An 18,737-nucleotide genomic window follows, 5' to 3' on the forward strand; every position below is an offset into this window, starting at 1 on the left:
GAGCAGCGGATTGTGCTTATGGTGCTGCTCATTTACAACATAATCGATGATTTCTTACACAATAAGTGCATTTTTTTAATGCTCCATTTGCCATTTGTCCAAATTTAAGAAAATATTCGCAACAATCGATGTACCCATAACAATAACCGGTACTACCGGAACCGTTGCAAACACGACATGAGGATTTATGGCAGAGAAAAAACCGGAGCTACAGCGTGGGCTGGAAGCTCGTCATATTGAATTGATTGCCCTCGGGGGCACCATCGGCGTCGGACTCTTTATGGGCGCCGCCAGTACGCTGAAATGGGCGGGCCCGTCAGTGCTGCTGGCGTATATCATCGCCGGATTGTTCGTCTTTTTCATCATGCGTTCGATGGGGGAGATGCTCTTTCTGGAACCTGTTACCGGCTCCTTTGCCGTGTACGCCCACCGGTATATGAGTCCTTTTTTTGGCTATCTTACCGCCTGGTCATACTGGTTTATGTGGATGGCGGTCGGGATCTCGGAAATTACCGCCATTGGGGTCTACGTCCAGTTCTGGTTTCCGGAGATGGCGCAGTGGATACCGGCGCTGATTGCCGTCGGACTGGTCGCGTTGGCGAATCTGGCTGCGGTGCGCCTGTATGGTGAAATCGAGTTCTGGTTTGCGATGATCAAAGTCACCACGATTATTGTGATGATCATCATCGGTCTGGGGGTGATTTTCTTCGGCTTTGGTAACGGCGGCCAGGCGATTGGCTTTGGTAATCTGACCGAGCATGGCGGCTTTTTTGCCGGCGGCTGGAAAGGCTTTCTGACCGCATTGTGTATCGTGGTGGCCTCTTATCAGGGGGTTGAGTTGATCGGTATTACCGCCGGTGAAGCGAAGAATCCGCAGGTGACGTTGCGTAGCGCGGTGGGTAAAGTGCTGTGGCGTATCCTGATTTTTTATGTTGGCGCGATTTTCGTGATCGTCACCATTTTCCCGTGGAATGAGATTGGCAGCAACGGCAGCCCCTTTGTGCTCACCTTCGCGAAAATCGGCATCACCGCCGCGGCAGGCATTATCAACTTTGTCGTGCTGACGGCGGCGCTCTCCGGCTGTAACAGCGGAATGTATAGCTGTGGGCGTATGCTTTACGCGCTGGCGAAAAACCGTCAACTGCCGGCGGCAGTCGCGAAAGTCTCTCGCCACGGCGTGCCGGTCGCGGGCGTGGCGCTCTCTATTTTGATTTTGCTGGTAGGTTCTTGCCTGAACTACATCATCCCCAATCCGCAGCGCGTCTTTGTTTACGTTTATAGCGCCAGCGTACTGCCGGGGATGGTGCCGTGGTTTGTCATTCTGATTAGCCAACTGCGCTTTCGTCGGGCGCATAAAGAAGCGATTGCGGATCATCCTTTTCGTTCCATTATGTTTCCGTGGGCGAACTATTTGACGATGGCGTTTCTGGTTTGCGTTTTAATCGGCATGTACTTTAATGAAGATACGCGCATGTCGCTGTTTGTCGGCGTCATCTTCCTGCTGGCCGTCACGCTGGTCTACAAAGTTTTCGGTCTGAATCGTCACGGAACCGCCCACAAGGTGGGGGAATAAGCGCCAAAATGCGCAAAGCATAACCAAACGCGCATTTTATTTAAAAAGGCACTGGACAGCGGGGTGTGAAGTCCGTATTATCCACCCCCGCAACGGCGCTAAGCGCCCGTAGCTCAGCTGGATAGAGCGCTGCCCTCCGGAGGCAGAGGTCTCAGGTTCGAATCCTGTCGGGCGTACCATTTATTTAGGTGCTTGAGCTGCGGTGGTTTAATACCGCGTAAAAAGTTTCAGTGGTGGCTATAGCTCAGTTGGTAGAGCCCTGGATTGTGATTCCAGTTGTCGTGGGTTCGAATCCCATTAGCCACCCCATTAATATAGAGTTGTGAAACGCGAAGGTGGCGGAATTGGTAGACGCGCTAGCTTCAGGTGTTAGTGTCCTTACGGACGTGGGGGTTCAAGTCCCCCCCCTCGCACCACGACTCAATGAATTGAACTAAAAATTCAAAAAAGCAGTATATCGGCGAGTAGCGCAGCTTGGTAGCGCAACTGGTTTGGGACCAGTGGGTCGGAGGTTCGAATCCTCTCTCGCCGACCAATTTTGAACCCCGCTTCGGCGGGGTTTTTTGTTTTCTGTTCCTTTTCAACCCCTTATCCCGCACGTGTTGCCATTATGATTTGTTGGCGATATCCCAGGCTTCATTTGTCGCTATTCGGTGACGAGTAATCTATTGATTTATAATCACTTTGTAAAAAGCATCCTGTTCTGTCTCCACCGGGCGACACGCTAAAACCTCGCCAGCGGCGGGGGGATGACAATCGCGTGAATTCTCTACGTTTTTTTAATGCCTGCGCCTGTTTTTTAGCGGTGCAAAGATGGCACGTTATGTGCAATAATGTACGGGTAGATGCTCATTCCATCTCTTATGTTCGCCTTCTGGCCTCATAAACTCAGGAATGATGCAGAGCCGTTTACGGTGCTTATCGTCCACTGACAGATGTCGCTTACGCCTCATCAAACACCCTGGACACAACGTTGAGTGAAGCACCCCTTTATGTTGTCATACAGACCTGTTTTGACGCCTGCCCCTTAACCGGGCAGGCGTTTTTTTATGCATCTCGAATGATTTTGTGTAGGCGGTAGGCCCGGTAAGCGAAGCGCCACCGGGCAAGAGGGAATTACTGCGGGGGATTGTTCTGTAATGTCAGCATCAGGCCGTCGCGCCGCATGGCGGCGGCCTCTTCCGGTTGATGCAGTCGATCAAGCGCATCGGCAAGCCAGGCATAATCATACGCGTCCGGGCGTTGTTTCAGCGCGGCGCGGAAAGCCAGGGTCGCCTCCTGCCATTCACCGTGTTTCATTAGCGACTGGCCGAGCGTGCTCCATAACAGCGGGCGATCGCCTACCGTCTTGATTTGCTGGCGCAGCACTTTCTCCAGTTGTTCCGGATTATTGGTTCTGAGGCGAGGAATGGGCAGCACCAGCCGATCGTCATACTGGCGTTTCAGACCGTCGATGATAATCTGCTGCGCCATATCATGATCGTCACATTCGATCAGATGCTCGGCCATTGCGACCTGCAGCGCCACCTGATGGCGGGTTTTACGGCTTTGGTTTTTCCACCAGGTGCGTAATCCTTCGCTGCCCTGCTCGGCGCGCGCCTGATCCATGAGTCCTATCCACGCCTGTTGTTCGAGCATAGCGCGATGCGCTTCATCGCCAACGTGCGCTTTCGCCATGGATGGGATGATATCCAGTAAAGAACTCCATGCGCTGGTGCGAATATAGGCCTGCTCCGCCAGACGCAGAACTTCCGGGTGACGCGGCGTGACCTCCAGCAGTTTGTCCACGCCGTGACGCGCCGCGTGATTTTCATTGCGCGCCAGCTGTAAGCGCACGCGCGTGATCTCGACCGGGATGGTGTCGTTCCCCGCCAGCTCTGCCGCACGTTCAAGGTGCTGATTAGCGCGCGCTTCATCGCCGCGCTGCTGCGCTGCTTCTGCCGCCAGCAGATAATTTACCACCGGTTGTTCAGCATGATCGGCATTTTTTGACATCAGCTTTTCAACCTGCTGATAATCGCCCTCCGCCAGCTTCAGCAGCGCCTGTTCGGTCTGCTTGCGGGCGCGACGGCGTTTACGGCCGGCAAACCAACCGCGGGTGTGCGCGCCGGTACGAAACAGACGGCGTAGTAACCACTCAATGGCGAATAGCACCACCATAGCGACGATGAGAATGATCGCCAGGCCGGTGACGCTGGTTTCAATGTTGTAGTTATCGGTCTGGATTAACACATAGCCCTGGTGACCGGCTATCATCGGGCCGACCACGATACCCGCAAGCAACAACACAAAGAGCAATAATACTTTTAGCATCATTATTCTCCTTGCGGCGCGGCTGCCGGAGCGTCTGTCTGCGTGGCAGGCGCTGCCGTAGAGACTGTCGGTTGCGCCAGCAGATTACGCACGCGGGTTTGCATCAGTTTTTCAAGAATCGCCTGGCTTCCCAGGGTTTCTGGCAGATCCATCGTGATATTTTGCTGGCTTAATTTATCGACCTCCTCCAGGAAGGCTTTTGTCGCGGCGTCGTCAGTATCGTAATAAGCGCGAACCCAGGTCGAAACGTTATCCAGCGCCTGACGGTATGTTTCTTCCTGATGGCGTGGCACGGCCTGCGCGGCGACTAACAGGCGGGAGCGAATATTTTCGCGTAAATAGACGTCCTGGTTGGGTGCCAACAGCGGTACGGCGGTATCATCGCGGCGGCGAATGGTAATAAAGCTGTCCATAAAGTTCTGCCAGCTTTTTTGCAGGTTAACGCGCCATTCGCTTAACGAGCTGGACAGCTCGCTGCTGTCTGAATCCATCGGCGAACCATCGGTATCGTTATCCGCCAGACGCAGGTTATCGATTTGGTTAGAGAGCTGATTGAGCTTGAGAATAATGCCGTCGTAGTCGATCTGCGCAACGGATGACAGGCTGGCGATATCGTCAGTAATCGCGCGTCGTGCGGTAATCAGGCTGGGGTCATTCATGTCCGCCAGACTGGCGTCAGCGCTTTTGAGCAGCGCAGCGGCGGTAGTGACGTCCTGATCGCTCCACAGCTTGCGTCCGGCGAGTTTCACCAGGAAATCAGCCTGCGCCAGCAGCCAGGTTTTAGCATCGCTGCCGGAAATAGTGGCGACTTTTTGTTGTACTTCATCAAGCTGTTTCGCCAGCGCCGCCTGTTGGCGATTCGCGTCATCTAACTGCGCCGCTTGTTTTTTGATAATCCCTTCCAGCTCCGCTTTTTGGCTCTCCTGCGCCTTTTGCAAGGCGGTCAGTTGCGTCGCCAGCGCATCGCTGGTTTCCGTTTGCGCGGTTGCTTGCTGTTTCCCCCAGCCATAAAGCCCAATACCTGCCGCCAGGGCAATCGCAATCGCCACCGCGCTTAATACCAGCGCGGCGCCGTTCTTACTTTTTTTCTCGGTATTAACTGGCTGTGGCGTGGTTTCCACGCTCTCCCTGGTCTCATCAACCACGGCGGAGGATTTTTCTTGTTCCGTCATTATGGCATCCCATTATGAGAGTTATTGTAATGCGCGCAACAGCGCATCGTTGTCGGCGTTATCAGCGACCTTAATATCTTGCCAGCCCAGTTCCCGGGCGAGGTGCGCCAGACGCTCACTGACGACCAATAGCCGACAGCGTAGTAACCAGTGCTCACGATACCACTGGGGAGTCAGCGACCAGAGCCGTTGCAACATCTCGCCGCTGGTAACAACAAGCGTTGTTACGCCGCGAGTATGCCAGCGCATCGCTTCTTCCGCGCCATCGTAATGTTTCGCACATCGTTGATAACATTCACAAAAACTGACTTCGGCTCCGCGCGCTGTCAGGGTTTCGCCCAGCAGTTCGCGGCCGCCATTGCCACGCAAAATCAGCGCGCGTTTGCCCGCAATATTTTGTAATTCAGGTAATTGTAGCAAGGCTTCGCTGATTTCCCGATCCAATGGATAACGAATATCGAACCCGCTAACGGTATGAAGGGCGAGCGCCGTGGTGCGGCCAATCGCGAAATAGCGCGGCGCCACAGGCCAGTTTCGACCATCCCGCTGGAGCTGGGCGTGAGCAAAGGCGACAGCGTGCTGTGAAAGGGCAAAAACCAGATCGTTTTCCGTCAGCGTCGCCAGGCGGTCGGCCAGGGTGGGTAGCTCCCGACCGGCGACAAATTCAATCAGTGGAAAACTCCAGGCCACCTGCCCCAGTGCGCGCAGACGGCTCACTAACGCTTCCCCTGCGGGAGAGGGGCGGGTGATCAGAATACTCATGCGGGCGTCTCGCCGTTATAAACTTCCGTCAGAATCGCGCGTGCGCCGTTTTCCAGCAGTTCCTCTGCAAGCGAGATGCCCATTTGCTCCGCCTGCTCGGGAGAACCACGACGTTCGCCGCGCACCATCACCGAACCGTCCGGCGCGCCAACCAGCGCGCGTAGCCAAATTTCACCGTTGATGATTTCTGCATAGCTGCCAATCGGCACCTGACAACCGCCTTCCAGGCGGGTGTTCATAGCGCGTTCCGCCGTTACGCGCAGCGCGGTTTGCGAGTGATTCAACGGTGCGAGCAGCGCCTGTGTTCGCGCGTCGTCAAGACGACACTCAATCCCGACGGCGCCCTGGCCTACGGCAGGAAGCGAAACGTCGGGCGGCAAGGCTGTGCGAATGCGCGACTCCAGACCTAAGCGTTTCAGACCGGCCACGGCCAGGATAATGGCGTCATAGTCGCCGTTGTCCAGCTTGCCGAGACGTGTGCCGACGTTGCCGCGCAACGAACGGATAATGAGGTCCGGACGGCGTTCCGCCAGTTGACACTGACGACGCAAACTGGACGTCCCGACGATACTACCCGCGGGCAGATCGTCCAGACTGTGATATTTATTCGAGACAAACGCGTCGCGCGGATCTTCGCGCTCGCAAATGGTCACCAGACCGAGACCGTCCGGGAAGGCCACCGGAACGTCTTTCATAGAGTGCACGGCGATATCAGCACGTTTTTCCAGCAGCGCGATTTCAAGCTCTTTAACAAACAGTCCCTTACCGCCCACTTTCGCCAGGGGAGTATCGAGAATCACGTCGCCGCGTGTGACCATCGGCACCAGTTCTACCGTCAGTCCCGGATGGGTTGCCATCAATGCGTCTTTGACATAATGTGCCTGCCAAAGCGCAAGGGGACTTTGGCGTGTGGCAATTCTTAAAACATTGTCTAACATGCTTGTTACCGTCATTATCAATCATTGACCATCCTAACATCCTTATAGAGAGTATGTTAGTTTTCCGGTCACCGTGAGTGAGAGGATAAGGCGCAGTGTCGTCAATGACAGTGAATAATGACGAGAAACCGCCAGCCCGTATTTAAGAATTTACACGCAGCGAACGGTGCTACACTTGTATGTAGCGCATCTTTCTTTACGGTCAATGAGCAAGGTGTTAAATTGATCACGTTTTAGACCATTTTTTCGTCGGTATTAGATAAAAATATGCAGGCGAGAAAGGGTAACGGTTATTTTTGACATACGGTTTATCCCGAATGGCGACGGTCAAGTACTGACCTGCACCATGACGGGTAGCAACATCAGGCGATACGTCTTGTACCTCTATATTGAGACTCTGAAACAGAGACTGGATGCCATAAATCAACTGCGTGTGGATCGCGCGCTTGCTGCCATGGGACCCGCTTTTCAGCAGGTTTACAGTCTTCTGCCGACATTATTGCACTATCACCATCCACTGATGCCGGGTTACCTTGATGGTAACGTTCCCAGCGGTATTTGCTTCTACACGCCTGATGAAACCCAACGCCACTATCTGAACGAACTTGAGCTGTACCGCGGTATGACGCCGCAGGACCCGCCGAAGGGCGAGCTGCCGATTACCGGCGTTTACACCATGGGCAGCACCTCCTCGGTCGGGCAGAGCTGCTCGTCCGACCTGGATATCTGGGTGTGCCATCAGTCCTGGCTCGACGGCGAAGAGCGTCAGTTGCTGCAACGTAAGTGTAGCCTGCTGGAAAGCTGGGCCGCCTCGCTTGGCGTTGAGGTGAGCTTCTTCCTGATCGACGAGAACCGTTTCCGCCATAACGAAAGCGGCAGTCTGGGCGGGGAAGACTGTGGTTCTACGCAGCATATCCTGTTGCTTGATGAGTTTTATCGTACCGCTGTGCGCCTGGCCGGGAAGCGTATCCTGTGGAGTATGGTGCCGTGCGACGAAGAAGAGCATTACGACGACTATGTCATGACGCTCTATGCGCAGGGCGTATTAACGCCAAACGAATGGCTGGATCTGGGGGGCTTAAGCTCGCTCTCCGCCGAAGAGTACTTTGGCGCCAGCCTGTGGCAGCTATACAAGAGCATTGACTCGCCGTACAAAGCGGTGCTGAAAACGCTGCTGCTGGAAGCCTATTCATGGGAATATCCTAACCCACGTCTGCTGGCGAAAGATATTAAACAACGTCTGCATGACGGTGAAATCGTATCGTTTGGACTCGATCCCTACTGCATGATGCTGGAACGGGTCACTGAATACCTGACGGCGATTGAAGATCCGACGCGGCTGGATTTAGTCCGCCGCTGCTTTTACCTGAAAGTGTGCGAGAAATTAAGTCGCGAGCGTGCCTGCGTAGGCTGGCGTCGGGAAGTATTAAGCCAGTTAGTCAGCGAGTGGGGATGGGACGACGCGCGTCTGACCATGCTCGATAATCGCGCAAACTGGAAAATCGATCAGGTGCGCGAAGCCCACAACGAATTGCTCGACGCCATGATGCAAAGCTATCGTAATCTGATTCGCTTTGCGCGGCGCAACAACCTCAGCGTGAGTGCCAGCCCGCAGGATATCGGCGTACTGACGCGTAAGCTGTACGCGGCTTTTGAAGCGTTGCCGGGTAAAGTCACGCTGGTGAACCCGCAGATATCGCCGGATCTGTCCGAGCCGAATTTAACCTTTATCCATGTGCCGCCGGGACGCGCCAACCGTTCAGGCTGGTATCTCTACAACCGCGCGCCGAACATGGATTCCATCATCAGCCATCAGCCGCTGGAATATAACCGTTATCTTAATAAGCTGGTCGCGTGGGCGTGGTTCAACGGCCTGCTGACGTCGCGAACGCATCTGTTTATTAAGGGCAACGGTATTGTCGACCTGCCTAAGTTACAGGAGATGGTCGCCGATGTTTCGCACCATTTCCCGCTGCGCTTGCCTGCTCCGACGCCGAAAGCGCTCTACAGCCCCTGTGAAATTCGCCATCTGGCGATTATCGTTAACCTCGAATATGACCCGACGGCGGCGTTTCGCAATAAAGTGGTCCATTTTGACTTCCGTAAGCTGGACGTTTTCAGCTTTGGCGAAGAGCAAAACTGTCTGATAGGCAGTATCGACTTGTTATATCGCAACTCGTGGAACGAAGTGCGTACTCTGCACTTTAACGGCGAGCAGGCGATGATCGAAGCGCTGAAAACGATTCTGGGGAAAATGCACCAGGATGCCGCGCCGCCGGATAGCGTGGAGGTGTTCTGCTACAGTCAGCATCTTCGCGGCCTGATTCGCACCCGTGTGCAGCAACTGGTCTCCGAATGTATTGAGCTACGTCTTTCCAGCACCCGTCAGGAGACCGGTCGCTTCAAGGCGCTGCGGGTTTCCGGGCAGACGTGGGGGCTATTCTTCGAACGCTTGAATGTCTCGGTGCAGAAGCTGGAGAACGCTATCGAATTCTACGGCGCGATTTCGCATAACAAGCTGCACGGGCTGTCGGTACAGGTGGAAACCAACCAGGTGAAATTGCCGTCAGTGGTGGATGGCTTCGCCAGCGAAGGGATTATCCAGTTCTTCTTTGAAGAAACAGGCGATGAGAAAGGCTTTAACATTTATATTCTGGATGAAAGTAACCGGGCGGAAGTATATCACCACTGCGAAGGTAGCAAGGAAGAACTGGTGCGCGACGTCAGTCGCTTCTATTCGTCATCGCACGATCGCTTCACGTATGGCTCCAGTTTTATCAACTTTAACCTGCCGCAGTTCTACCAGATAGTGAAAACCGATGGCCGCGCGCAGGTGATCCCATTCCGTACGCAGCCTATCAACACCGTGCCGCCAGCAAACCAGGATCATGACGCGCCGCTATTGCAGCAGTATTTTTCGTAAGTGCTGCGCCGGGCAAAGCTGCCCGGCCGGCGTTCACCGCTTCACATTAACTTCACCCAACTTCGTTACCGTGACCTCCGCATTTGGTTTACAGGAGGAGGTTTGAGGTGGCAGATGCGTTCATTTTGTTAGGGATAGTCATGGCGATGGTCAGCCTCGGCTTCATTCTTATAAATAAGTTATTCTGTTTTATATCTGCTGGGTGCCTGCTCTCGTTATGCGCCAGCATGGCCAGTTTTCAACTCTGGGATGCATCTTACTGGGGGCGATGGGGAAAAGTATGTCCCGGCCTGGATGTGATCATCTCCTGCGACAATTACCATTTTCTCTATGACTTGGGATGGGAATTGTACGGTATCGCCTTTTTGTTCTTTACCGCGTTAATGCTCACATGTGCGGCCATTATTCTTATCAATATGATTATGGCTTTAGAGCGATACTGTGCCGGATGGCGGCGCTAACGCGCCTTATCCAGCCTACATTCGAAGAATGCTCATTGAGCGGAACAAGGTTTAGATAATATTTTTTCTTATACAATTTATGTAGTAATATTCAGACCGTTCAAAATGCTATCGCGTCCTTCATTGTTTTCGTAAATATGTTTTGAAAAACTATATTAGAAACAAAAGCTCTTTAATGGTTTCTTATGGATGTTTTTATAAAAGGATATTATATGTCAATAAACAACCCTATTCTTATTTGCGTGAATAAGAAACGACAAATAAAATTAGCTCTGTTTTATTCAGTGGTAGCTATAGCTCTTATGATGAGCCTCTTTCTAAATTATAGTATTATGCTAAAGATGGTGTGTGTTTTTTTAATACTCCTCATGATAGCAGGCGCAAGTGCTTACTGGTACTCCGCCTTTTCAGGAAAGCCACAGCTAACGTTGAACCAGGAGGGAGTAACATTACACACAACCAGGCTACCAATAGTTTACTGGCATGAAATCGACTATGTTGGTGAGCGTGTTAGCGATAATACGCCTGTGCTGGCCATTTTTGTCAAAGATGTTGAGCTTTATTGTCAGCGAATTACTAATGAGAAAATGCGTAATAATTTTCTGTCATTATTGAATAAGCATGAAAGTAATCGCGTGATGAATATCTCTCTAAACGATCTCGATTATGACTCAGATGAGTTACAGGATATTTTTAAAATGGCTGTTGCCAGAAACCTGGAACAATAGGGTAGAGATATATGTTTTTTGTTATTACTCACCATATTGATGTGCTGCCTCTGGCAACCCTACCCACACATGAAACATGCCCTTATTGTAATAATCAGGATGTATGGTTGATTATTCGCCAAAAAAGGACCCGTACATGTGGTCTGTCTCAAGCGAGAAAAAGAGATAAGTTTGGTTTAGCGATATGCAATCATTGCAGCAATGAAATCAAGGAAAAACGTTGGTCACCAGCGTTACGTCAACTTTTTACCGAGCAGAAGCCACTATTTAACCTAACCTTTTGGCAACGCTACGGTTTTTGGGTTGGTTGGTTGAGTGTATGGCCCGCGCTGTTTCTGGCAACCTGGCTGTATTTCACATTTCGGGGTTGGTAATACGACCGCATATCTCGTTAAATATACGCAGGAAAGCGCTATTCTTCTGGCTCTCCTGCGGAATTAAAACTTAGCGAAAACTCACCTTTTCACCCGCTTGTTGCGTTGCCGCCTGCTCCAGCAGATCCCAGAAGGTTTCGCCGCTGCGATCGCAAACCCACTCGTCGCCTTTCAGATCGAAATGATAGCCGCCCTGTTTGGTCGCCAGCCACACCTGGTGCAACGGCTCCTGACGGTTAATAATGATCTTACTGCCGTTCTCAAAGCTGAGGGTCAGCACGCCGCCGTTGATTTCGCAGTCGATATCGCTGTCGCCGTCCCAGCTATCGAGGCGTTCTTCAATGGTGAGCCACAGGGCGTCAGCCAGGCGATGAAATTCACTGTCGTTCATTGTTTTATCCCGCTATTGAGTGATAGCGCCAGTATAAGGGGAAGCGTCAGCTTCTGGAACCGATACGAATTACCGTTGTGAGCGGTAAAGGATAAAACTCAGCGGTAGGTAAATGACGATAAATAGCGCACCGGTGATAAGTATGACGGACGCGTTAACCGGGAAATGGTTCAGAGCCGACAGCATTGCCACCATCAGTGCGACGCAGCCGCCGCAGAGGAGAAAATGCAACAGGATTAAGGGGGCGCGCGGCTTTGCTTTGATATCCAAAAGAGCGCTAAGCAGACCGAGTACCGCGCTTATCGTCAGGACTCCGGCAGCTTCAACACCGTTTATCGTGCCGTGCATAATGCTTTCAATAATGACGTAAATGCATGAACCGATCCCCACGCCCCGAAGGGCGTTTTTCAAATGTTTAATCAAGTGCGCAAAACGGTTTAGCGGCGTCATTTTTGGCATTCCGGTGCCTGCGTTATGATGATGATGTCTTTATTGTTGGTGTACATGACGTTCCTATTCAGAGTATGCGTCTTATCCGGGCAGGGGGATGCTGTTCGGTAAAGCTGGCTGCCAATCCACGTATAAACTAGCGGTTGTCATACGCAAAACGCTCGGTGACTTTTAGCGGCCCATTGATGCTAAAGACATGAATACCCTGACCTTGCTGGCTATCACGCATAAAATAGCCATGCTCTTTTCCGGCGTTAATTTCCCGGTTCAGGAAGGGGGTTGCGCTATCCAGTTCCAGCCCTGAGTTGCCGGGTTAATCAATGAATTGGGTAACCGACGCAGGCGTTTGAAACTCACCTCCGGCAACGAAAGATTGTTCTCCTCTTCTGGCTGGAGATAAACCACGCCGCTGCCTTGCCGCTGATAAACATTGTGCGGAGATTCACTCAGCCGGCATCCCCAGGCGGGAGGCAGCAGAAGTGAAAGCGAAAAAAGGCAAAACAAATTACGATATTGCATAAGGTCATCCGGACGTGGTACGTAAACCTAAAGTGATGAGCAAAGCATGTTTCCTGATGTAAATGCGCAATAATCATGGCAACGCGCCGCTTTTCAGATTTTATAAAGAGCCCCTAAACGCTTGCTTTTACGCCTTCTCCTGCGATGATAGAAAATAGAAAGCATGAACTTACAGGCAATCCATAATGAAAAACGTGTTTAAGACACTCGCTGTACTTCTGACTCTGTTCAGCCTGACGGGCTGCGGTTTGAAAGGGCCGCTTTATTTCCCGCCAGCCGATAAAAATGCGCCGCCGCCGACGAAAAAAGTCGATTCGCAAACGCAGTCCACGATGCCCGATAAGAACGATCGCGCAACGGGAGATGGCCCGTCCCAGGTCAATTACTGAGGATAGTTTTCTGTCCCCGCGTGAACGGAGTGAATGATGCAATTCTCTAAAATGCATGGCCTTGGCAACGATTTTATGGTCGTCGACGCGGTAACGCAGAATGTCTTTTTTTCGCCGGAACTGATTCGTCGGCTATCCGACAGACACCTGGGCGTAGGGTTCGATCAGCTGCTGGTGGTTGAGCCGCCCTATGATCCTGAGTTGGACTTTCATTACCGCATCTTCAACGCCGACGGCAGTGAAGTCTCGCAGTGCGGCAATGGCGCGCGCTGTTTCGCGCGATTTGTTCGCCTGAAAGGGCTAACCAATAAACGCGACATTCGGGTCAGTACCGCGAATGGCCGGATGGTACTGAGCGTCACGGAAGATGAACTGGTGCGGGTGAATATGGGGGAACCAAACTTTGAACCCGCGCAGGTGCCTTTTCGCGCCAACAAAGCGGAAAAGACGTATATTATGCGAGCGGCGGAACAGACCATACTGTGCGGCGTGGTTTCAATGGGCAATCCGCACTGTGTCATTCAGGTTGATAACGTCGACACGGCGGCCGTTGAAACACTGGGGCCGGTTCTGGAAAGCCATGAGCGTTTTCCGGAACGCGCCAACATTGGTTTTATGCAGGTTGTAAGACGTGAGCATATCCGGCTGCGAGTCTATGAACGCGGCGCAGGGGAGACCCGCGCGTGCGGCAGCGGCGCGTGCGCTGCCGTTGCCGTGGGGATTCAGCAGGGGCTGCTGGCTGAAGAAGTACGCGTGGAATTACCGGGCGGTCGGCTGGATATCGCCTGGAAAGGTCCGGGTCATCCGTTATACATGACTGGTCCGGCGGCACATATCTACGACGGATTTATCCATTTATGAAGCAACCAGAGGAAGAACTACAGGAAACGCTCACGGAACTGGACGATCGAGCGGTCGTCGATTACCTGCGCCACCACCCTGAGTTTTTTATCCGTAACGCCCACGCCGTTGAAGCGATGCGTGTTCCACATCCCGTGCGGGGAACGGTTTCGCTCGTTGAGTGGCATATGGCCCGCGCGCGTAATCACATCAATGTGCTTGAAGAAAATATGACGCTGCTGATGGAACAGGCTCATGCCAATGAAAGCCTGTTTTATCGCTTGCTGCATCTGCAAAGCCGTCTGGTCGCCGCGGATAGTCTGGATGAGATGCTGGTGCGGTTTCACCGCTGGGCGCGCGATTTGGGGCTTGCCGGCGCGACGCTGCGTTTGTTCCCGGATCGGTGGCGTCTTGGCGCGCCATCGCGCTATACACATCTGGCTTTAAACCGTCAGGCCTTTGAGCCGCTGCGTATTCAACGGCTGGGACAGTCGCAGCATTATCTTGGCCCGCTAAACGGCCCGGAACTGCTGGTGGTCTTGCCGGAGGCGAAGGCTGTAGGCTCGGTAGCCATGTCGATGATGGGCAGCGATGGCGGCCTCGGGGTGATTCTCTTCAGCAGCCGTGACCCGCATCACTATCAGCCGGGACAGGGGACGCAGCTTTTACAGGAGATCGCGCTGATGCTGCCGGAACTGCTGGAACGCTGGATTAAACGCGTATGACGGATGTCGCGCTTTCTCAGGATGTCTCGCGGTTCCTGCGCTATTTAGGCGTGGAGCGCCAGCTTAGCCCCATTACCCTGCTGAACTACCAGCGTCAGCTTGATGCCATTATCGCTTTAGCCGGAGAAACCGGGCTGAAAAGCTGGCAACAATGTGACGCTGCGATTGTGCGCAGTTTTGCGGTGCGCAGTCGGCGCAAAGGGCTTGGCCCTGCCAGTCTGGCGCTACGTCTCTCGGCATTGCGAAGCTTTTTTGACTGGTTAGTCAGTCAGGGCGAATTGAAAGCTAACCCGGCAAAGGGTGTCTCCGCACCGAAAGCGCCGCGTCATCTGCCGAAAAATATTGATGTCGACGACGTTAACCGCCTGCTGGACATCGATCTTAACGATCCGCTCGCCGTACGTGATCGGGCGATGCTGGAGGTCATGTACGGCGCGGGGCTGCGTTTATCCGAACTGGTTGGCCTGGATATAAAGCACCTCGATCTCGATACCGGAGAAGTGTGGGTAATGGGTAAAGGCAGCAAAGAGCGACGCCTGCCGATTGGCCGTAACGCGGTGACGTGGATTGAGCACTGGTTGGATCTGCGCGGCCTGTTCGCCAGCGATGAAGAGGCGTTATTCCTGTCGAAGCTCGGCAAGCGTATCTCCGCGCGCAATGTCCAAAAACGGTTCGCCGAATGGGGCATAAAGCAGGGGCTAAACAGCCACGTGCATCCACATAAGCTGCGCCATTCGTTCGCGACCCATATGCTGGAATCGAGCGGCGATCTGCGCGGCGTGCAAGAGCTGCTGGGTCATGCCAACCTTTCCACCACCCAAATTTATACTCATCTTGATTTTCAACATCTTGCTTCAGTGTACGACGCGGCGCATCCGCGCGCTAAACGGGGGAAATAATGCGTTTTTACCGGCCTTTGGGGCGTATTGCCGCGCTCACCTTTGACCTGGATGATACCCTTTATGATAACCGTCCGGTGATTTTGCGTACTGAGCAGGAAGCGCTCGCTTTTATGCAGAATTATCACCCGTCGCTACGTTCGTTTCAAAACGTCGATTTACAGCGGATACGGCAGGCGGTGCGTGAAGCGGAGCCGGAAATCTATCATGACGTTACCCGCTGGCGCCATCGCGCGATAGAGCAGGCCATGCGGGATGCGGGATTATCGGCGCAGGAGGCCATTGCCGGCGCGAATGCGGCGATGATGCATTTTGCCAAATGGCGCAGCCAGATTGAGGTTCCGCAGGCTACCCATGAGACGTTACAGCAGCTTGCGAAAAAATGGCCGCTGGTGGCGATCACTAACGGCAATGCCCAGCCGGAACTGTTTGGCCTCGGCGATTACTTTAAGTTTGTACTGCGCGCCGGCCCGGATGGACGTTCCAAGCCCTTTAGCGACATGTATTTCCTGGCGGCGGAAAAACTGCATGTGCCGATCGGCGAGATCCTGCATGTCGGCGATGATCTGACTACCGATGTGGCTGGCGCTATTCGCTGTGGGATGCAGGCCTGCTGGATTAAACCTGAAAATGCCGACCTGATGCGGACGCAGGACAGCCGTTTACTGCCGCATATCGAAATTTCGCGGTTGGCATCTCTCACCTCGCTGATATAATCACCAGTAGTTCTGTATAAATTCCCAGTTATTCTGGCGGATGGCGCTATGCTTATCCGCCCTACGATAAGTAGCCCCGGTAAGCGAAGCGCCACCGGGCGTTTTTAGTTTTCATGTTTTTACGCGGCGGTGCCAATGGACGTTTCTTACCTGCTCGACAGCCTTAATGATAAACAGCGCGAAGCGGTGGCCGCGCCACGTAGCAACATGCTGGTGCTGGCGGGCGCGGGAAGCGGGAAAACCCGCGTGCTGGTGCACCGTATCGCCTGGTTACTGAGCGTAGAAAACAACTCGCCATATTCCATCATGGCGGTGACCTTTACCAATAAAGCGGCGGCGGAAATGCGCCATCGTATTGGCCAGTTGATGGGGACCAGCCAGGGCGGAATGTGGGTAGGGACGTTCCACGGTCTGGCGCACCGCCTGCTGCGCGCGCATCATATGGACGCTAATTTGCCGCAGGATTTCCAGATTCTCGACAGCGAAGATCAGATGCGTTTGCTTAAACGCCTGATTAAGGCGATGAATCTTGATGAGAAGCAGTGGCCGCCGCGTCAGGCGATGTGGTACATCAATAGCCAGAAAGACGAAGGGCTACGCCCGCACCATATCCAAAGCTATGGCAACCCGGTGGAGCAGACCTGGCAGAAGGTGTATCAGGCCTATCAGGAAGCGTGCGATCGCGCTGGTCTGGTGGATTTTGCCGAGCTACTGCTGCGCGCTCATGAACTATGGCTGAACAAGCCGCACATCCTGCAACACTATCGCGAGCGGTTTACTAACATCCTGGTGGACGAATTCCAGGATACCAACAACATTCAGTACGCCTGGGTTCGTCTGCTGGCGGGCGATACCGGTAAGGTGATGATTGTCGGCGACGATGACCAGTCGATCTACGGCTGGCGCGGGGCCCAGGTAGAGAACATCCAGCGCTTCCTCAATGATTTCCCCGGCGCGCAGACCATTCGTCTGGAGCAGAATTACCGCTCGACCAGCAACATCCTTAGCGCGGCGAACGCTCTGATTGAGAATAACAATGGGCGTTTGGGTAAAAAGCTGTGGACTGACGGCGTTGACGGCGAACCGATATCGCTGTACTGCGCTTTCAACGAACTGGATGAAGCGCGCTTTGTGGTTAACCGTATCAAAACCTGGCAGGACAACGGCGGCGCGCTTGCGCAATGCGCCATTCTTTATCGCAGCAACGCCCAGTCGCGCGTGCTGGAAGAAGCGTTATTACAGGCCAGTATGCCGTACCGCATTTACGGCGGTATGCGCTTCTTCGAACGCCAGGAGATCAAAGATGCGCTCTCTTATCTGCGTTTGATTGCCAATCGCAACGATGATGCCGCCTTTGAACGCGTGGTGAATACCCCAACGCGCGGTATCGGCGACCGCACGCTGGACGTGGTGCGCCAGACCTCGCGCGATCGCCAGCTAACATTGTGGCAGGTGTGCCGTGAATTGTTACAGGAAAAAGCCCTGGCCGGGCGTGCGGCCAGCGCGCTGCAACGCTTTATGGAACTGATCGACGCCCTGGCGCAGGAAACCGCCGACATGCCGCTGCATGTGCAGACTGACCGGGTGATCAAAGATTCCGGCCTGCGCACCATGTATGAGCAAGAAAAAGGCGAGAAAGGCCAGACGCGCATCGAAAACTTAGAGGAACTGGTGACGGCAACGCGGCAGTTCAGCTACAACGACGAAGATGAAGATTTGATGCCGTTGCAGGCCTTCCTCTCTCACGCGGCGCTGGAAGCGGGCGAGGGGCAGGCGGATACCTGGCAGGATGCGGTACAGCTGATGACGCTGCACTCGGCCAAAGGCCTGGAGTTTCCGCAGGTGTTTATCGTCGGGATGGAAGAGGGGATGTTCCCCAGCCAGATGTCGCTGGATGAGGGCGGGCGTTTGGAAGAGGAGCGTCGTCTGGCCTACGTCGGCGTTACCCGTGCCATGCAGAAACTGACGCTAACCTATGCCGAAACTCGCCGTCTGTATGGTAAAGAGGTTTATCATCGCCCGTCGCGTTTCATCGGCGAGTTGCCGGAGGAGTGCGTGGAAGAGGTCCGTCTGCGCGCCACCGTCAGTCGTCCGGTGAGCCATCAACGAATGGGAACGCCGCTGGCGGAAAACGACACAGGCTACAAACTCGGCCAACGCGTGCGCCATGCGAAGTTCGGCGAGGGAACTATTGTCAACCTGGAGGGCAGCGGCGAGCATAGCCGGTTGCAGGTGGCTTTTCAGGGGCAAGGGATCAAATGGCTGGTTGCCGCGTATGCGAAGCTGGAAACGGTTTGACCGACTCTCATAGTGCCGGATGGCGCGTCTTATCCGGCCTACGCGCTGGCTAACATTTTGATTTGTAGGCCGGATAAGGCGAAGCCGCCATCCGGCGATATATTGATGTTAATATTCTGAAATCATAGATAAATACTCTCACTCTGCTAACCTTTCTGCATAAGGGGAAATTATTGCTTTTTCGCGTTTCGTTGCGTGTTGACGGCAAATTTTTGCTGGCGTAACATGCGCCCACGATTACGCTAAGAGGACATTCGCCTTGGACA

General features: G+C 53.6%; 17 protein-coding genes, 4 tRNA genes, 1 pseudogene and 24 other annotated features. Of the genes and pseudogenes, 15 read left to right on the plus strand and 7 right to left on the minus strand.

The window, feature by feature from the left end; translation table 11 throughout:
- Positions 1 to 179 precede the first annotated feature (179 nt).
- Positions 180 to 185, plus strand: a ribosome-binding site (putative RBS for yifK; RegulonDB:STMS1H003872).
- From yifK to proM, 5 genes are all read left to right on the plus strand, one after another.
- Positions 180 to 1,573 (plus strand): putative APC family amino-acid transport protein gene (gene yifK / locus STM3930; RefSeq protein ID NP_462820.1). Within the gene, positions 188 to 1,573 belong to an annotated coding region; the region does not span the whole gene. It overlaps the preceding feature by 6 nt.
- 10 nt (positions 1,574 to 1,583) lie before the next feature.
- Positions 1,584 to 1,600 (plus strand) — a protein binding site (putative binding site for FIS, RegulonDB: STMS1H000141).
- Positions 1,601 to 1,675: 75 nt separating this feature from the next.
- Positions 1,676 to 1,749: transfer RNA gene (argX, locus tag STM3931), tRNA-Arg, on the plus strand.
- 57 nt (positions 1,750 to 1,806) lie between these two features.
- Positions 1,807 to 1,879: transfer RNA gene (gene hisR, locus STM3932), tRNA-His, on the plus strand.
- Between the two features lie 23 nt (positions 1,880 to 1,902).
- Positions 1,903 to 1,986: transfer RNA gene (leuT, locus tag STM3933), tRNA-Leu, on the plus strand.
- A 45-nt stretch (positions 1,987 to 2,031) separates the two neighbouring features.
- Positions 2,032 to 2,105 (plus strand) — tRNA-Pro (gene proM, locus STM3934).
- Between the two features lie 584 nt (positions 2,106 to 2,689).
- Here proM and hemY read toward each other — a convergent pair.
- The 4 genes from hemY to hemC all read right to left on the minus strand — a co-directional run bounded on the left by hemY (position 2,690) and on the right by hemC (position 6,790).
- Positions 2,690 to 3,899 (minus strand): protein for a late step of protoheme IX synthesis gene (gene hemY, locus STM3935; protein NP_462821.1). Within the gene, positions 2,690 to 3,889 belong to an annotated coding region; the region does not span the whole gene.
- The gene (gene hemX, locus STM3936) for a uroporphyrinogen III methylase (RefSeq protein ID NP_462822.1) occupies positions 3,889 to 5,071 on the minus strand. Within the gene, positions 3,889 to 5,058 belong to an annotated coding region; the region does not span the whole gene. The genes hemY and hemX overlap by 11 nt, the downstream gene beginning before the upstream one ends.
- Positions 3,894 to 3,899 (minus strand) — a ribosome-binding site (putative RBS for hemY; RegulonDB:STMS1H003875). It overlaps the preceding gene by 6 nt.
- Positions 5,066 to 5,071, minus strand: a ribosome-binding site (putative RBS for hemX; RegulonDB:STMS1H003876). It lies within the gene hemX.
- An 8-nt stretch (positions 5,072 to 5,079) precedes the next feature.
- Positions 5,080 to 5,836, minus strand: a protein-coding gene (hemD, locus tag STM3937; RefSeq protein NP_462823.1) for a uroporphyrinogen III synthase. Within the gene, positions 5,080 to 5,820 belong to an annotated coding region; the region does not span the whole gene.
- Positions 5,817 to 6,790, minus strand: a protein-coding gene (hemC, locus tag STM3938) for a porphobilinogen deaminase (protein ID NP_462824.1). Within the gene, positions 5,817 to 6,773 belong to an annotated coding region; the region does not span the whole gene. Before hemC ends, hemD begins: the two co-directional genes overlap by 20 nt.
- Positions 5,831 to 5,836 (minus strand) — a ribosome-binding site (putative RBS for hemD; RegulonDB:STMS1H003877). It overlaps the preceding gene by 6 nt.
- Positions 6,785 to 6,790, minus strand: a ribosome-binding site (putative RBS for hemC; RegulonDB:STMS1H003878). (Lies within the gene hemC.)
- A 157-nt stretch (positions 6,791 to 6,947) precedes the next feature.
- Positions 6,948 to 6,956 (plus strand) — a -35 signal (putative -35_signal for cyaA; RegulonDB:STMLTH004631).
- Here hemC and cyaA point away from each other — a divergent pair.
- The 4 genes from cyaA (at position 6,948) to STM3942 (ending at position 11,244) form a co-directional block, all read left to right on the plus strand.
- The gene (cyaA, locus tag STM3939; RefSeq protein ID NP_462825.1) for an adenylate cyclase occupies positions 6,948 to 9,681 on the plus strand. Within the gene, positions 7,135 to 9,681 belong to an annotated coding region; the region does not span the whole gene. Its footprint overlaps the feature before it by 9 nt.
- Positions 6,974 to 6,989: a protein binding site (putative binding site for CRP, RegulonDB: STMS1H000108), on the plus strand. Its footprint overlaps the gene before it by 16 nt.
- Positions 6,975 to 6,983: a -10 signal (putative -10_signal for cyaA; RegulonDB:STMLTH004631), on the plus strand. It overlaps the preceding feature by 9 nt.
- Positions 7,122 to 7,127, plus strand: a ribosome-binding site (putative RBS for cyaA; RegulonDB:STMS1H003879).
- Before the next feature lie 99 nt (positions 9,682 to 9,780).
- Positions 9,781 to 9,786 (plus strand) — a ribosome-binding site (putative RBS for STM3940; RegulonDB:STMS1H003880).
- Positions 9,781 to 10,142 (plus strand): putative inner membrane protein gene (locus STM3940; RefSeq protein NP_462826.1). Within the gene, positions 9,789 to 10,142 belong to an annotated coding region; the region does not span the whole gene. Its footprint overlaps the feature before it by 6 nt.
- A 181-nt stretch (positions 10,143 to 10,323) precedes the next feature.
- Positions 10,324 to 10,329: a ribosome-binding site (putative RBS for STM3941; RegulonDB:STMS1H003881), on the plus strand.
- Positions 10,324 to 10,870 (plus strand): putative inner membrane protein gene (locus STM3941; RefSeq protein ID NP_462827.1). Within the gene, positions 10,328 to 10,870 belong to an annotated coding region; the region does not span the whole gene. (Overlaps the previous feature by 6 nt.)
- Before the next feature lie 7 nt (positions 10,871 to 10,877).
- Positions 10,878 to 10,883, plus strand: a ribosome-binding site (putative RBS for STM3942; RegulonDB:STMS1H003882).
- The gene (locus STM3942) for a putative cytoplasmic protein (protein ID NP_462828.1) occupies positions 10,878 to 11,244 on the plus strand. Within the gene, positions 10,882 to 11,244 belong to an annotated coding region; the region does not span the whole gene. It overlaps the preceding feature by 6 nt.
- A 70-nt stretch (positions 11,245 to 11,314) precedes the next feature.
- Here STM3942 and cyaY read toward each other — a convergent pair.
- From cyaY to STM3945, 3 genes and pseudogenes are all read right to left on the minus strand, one after another.
- The gene (cyaY, locus tag STM3943) for a putative frataxin family transport protein (RefSeq protein NP_462829.1) occupies positions 11,315 to 11,648 on the minus strand. Within the gene, positions 11,315 to 11,635 belong to an annotated coding region; the region does not span the whole gene.
- Positions 11,643 to 11,648: a ribosome-binding site (putative RBS for cyaY; RegulonDB:STMS1H003883), on the minus strand. Its footprint overlaps the gene before it by 6 nt.
- Before the next feature lie 56 nt (positions 11,649 to 11,704).
- Positions 11,705 to 12,100, minus strand: a protein-coding gene (locus STM3944; protein NP_462830.1) for a putative inner membrane protein. Within the gene, positions 11,705 to 12,094 belong to an annotated coding region; the region does not span the whole gene.
- Positions 12,082 to 12,604 (minus strand): annotated as a pseudogene (locus STM3945) (pseudogene; 2 frameshifts). The gene STM3944 and the pseudogene STM3945 overlap by 19 nt, the downstream one beginning before the upstream one ends.
- Positions 12,095 to 12,100, minus strand: a ribosome-binding site (putative RBS for STM3944; RegulonDB:STMS1H003884). Its footprint overlaps the pseudogene before it by 6 nt.
- A gap of 179 nt (positions 12,605 to 12,783) precedes the next feature.
- Positions 12,784 to 12,789, plus strand: a ribosome-binding site (putative RBS for yifL; RegulonDB:STMS1H003886).
- Here STM3945 and yifL point away from each other — a divergent pair.
- The 6 genes from yifL to uvrD all read left to right on the plus strand — a co-directional run bounded on the left by yifL (position 12,784) and on the right by uvrD (position 18,471).
- Positions 12,784 to 12,993 (plus strand): putative outer membrane lipoprotein gene (gene yifL / locus STM3946; protein NP_462831.1). Within the gene, positions 12,790 to 12,993 belong to an annotated coding region; the region does not span the whole gene. Its footprint overlaps the feature before it by 6 nt.
- A 24-nt stretch (positions 12,994 to 13,017) precedes the next feature.
- Positions 13,018 to 13,023, plus strand: a ribosome-binding site (putative RBS for dapF; RegulonDB:STMS1H003887).
- The gene (gene dapF, locus STM3947) for a diaminopimelate epimerase (protein ID NP_462832.3) occupies positions 13,018 to 13,854 on the plus strand. Within the gene, positions 13,027 to 13,854 belong to an annotated coding region; the region does not span the whole gene. It overlaps the preceding feature by 6 nt.
- Positions 13,835 to 13,840, plus strand: a ribosome-binding site (putative RBS for yigA; RegulonDB:STMS1H003888). (Overlaps the previous gene by 6 nt.)
- Positions 13,835 to 14,558, plus strand: a protein-coding gene (gene yigA, locus STM3948; RefSeq protein NP_462833.1) for a putative cytoplasmic protein. Within the gene, positions 13,851 to 14,558 belong to an annotated coding region; the region does not span the whole gene. Before dapF ends, yigA begins: the two co-directional genes overlap by 20 nt.
- Positions 14,540 to 14,545 (plus strand) — a ribosome-binding site (putative RBS for xerC; RegulonDB:STMS1H003889). (Overlaps the previous gene by 6 nt.)
- The gene (xerC, locus tag STM3949) for a putative site-specific integrase/recombinase (RefSeq protein NP_462834.1) occupies positions 14,540 to 15,457 on the plus strand. Within the gene, positions 14,555 to 15,457 belong to an annotated coding region; the region does not span the whole gene. The genes yigA and xerC overlap by 19 nt, the downstream gene beginning before the upstream one ends.
- Positions 15,445 to 15,450, plus strand: a ribosome-binding site (putative RBS for yigB; RegulonDB:STMS1H003890). Its footprint overlaps the gene before it by 6 nt.
- Positions 15,445 to 16,173 (plus strand): putative hydrolase of the HAD superfamily gene (gene yigB / locus STM3950; protein ID NP_462835.1). Within the gene, positions 15,457 to 16,173 belong to an annotated coding region; the region does not span the whole gene. Before xerC ends, yigB begins: the two co-directional genes overlap by 13 nt.
- Positions 16,174 to 16,183: 10 nt before the next feature.
- Positions 16,184 to 16,206, plus strand: a protein binding site (putative binding site for LexA, RegulonDB: STMS1H000247).
- Positions 16,193 to 16,201, plus strand: a -35 signal (putative -35_signal for uvrD; RegulonDB:STMLTH004633). Its footprint overlaps the feature before it by 9 nt.
- Positions 16,193 to 18,471 (plus strand): DNA-dependent ATPase I and helicase II gene (gene uvrD / locus STM3951; protein ID NP_462836.1). Within the gene, positions 16,309 to 18,471 belong to an annotated coding region; the region does not span the whole gene. (Overlaps the previous feature by 9 nt.)
- Positions 16,219 to 16,227: a -10 signal (putative -10_signal for uvrD; RegulonDB:STMLTH004633), on the plus strand. It overlaps the preceding gene by 9 nt.
- Positions 16,300 to 16,305 (plus strand) — a ribosome-binding site (putative RBS for uvrD; RegulonDB:STMS1H003891).
- Positions 18,472 to 18,737 lie beyond the last annotated feature (266 nt).

It is taken from the genome of Salmonella enterica subsp. enterica serovar Typhimurium str. LT2 (assembly GCF_000006945.2).
Taxonomy (GTDB): domain Bacteria; phylum Pseudomonadota; class Gammaproteobacteria; order Enterobacterales; family Enterobacteriaceae; genus Salmonella; species Salmonella enterica.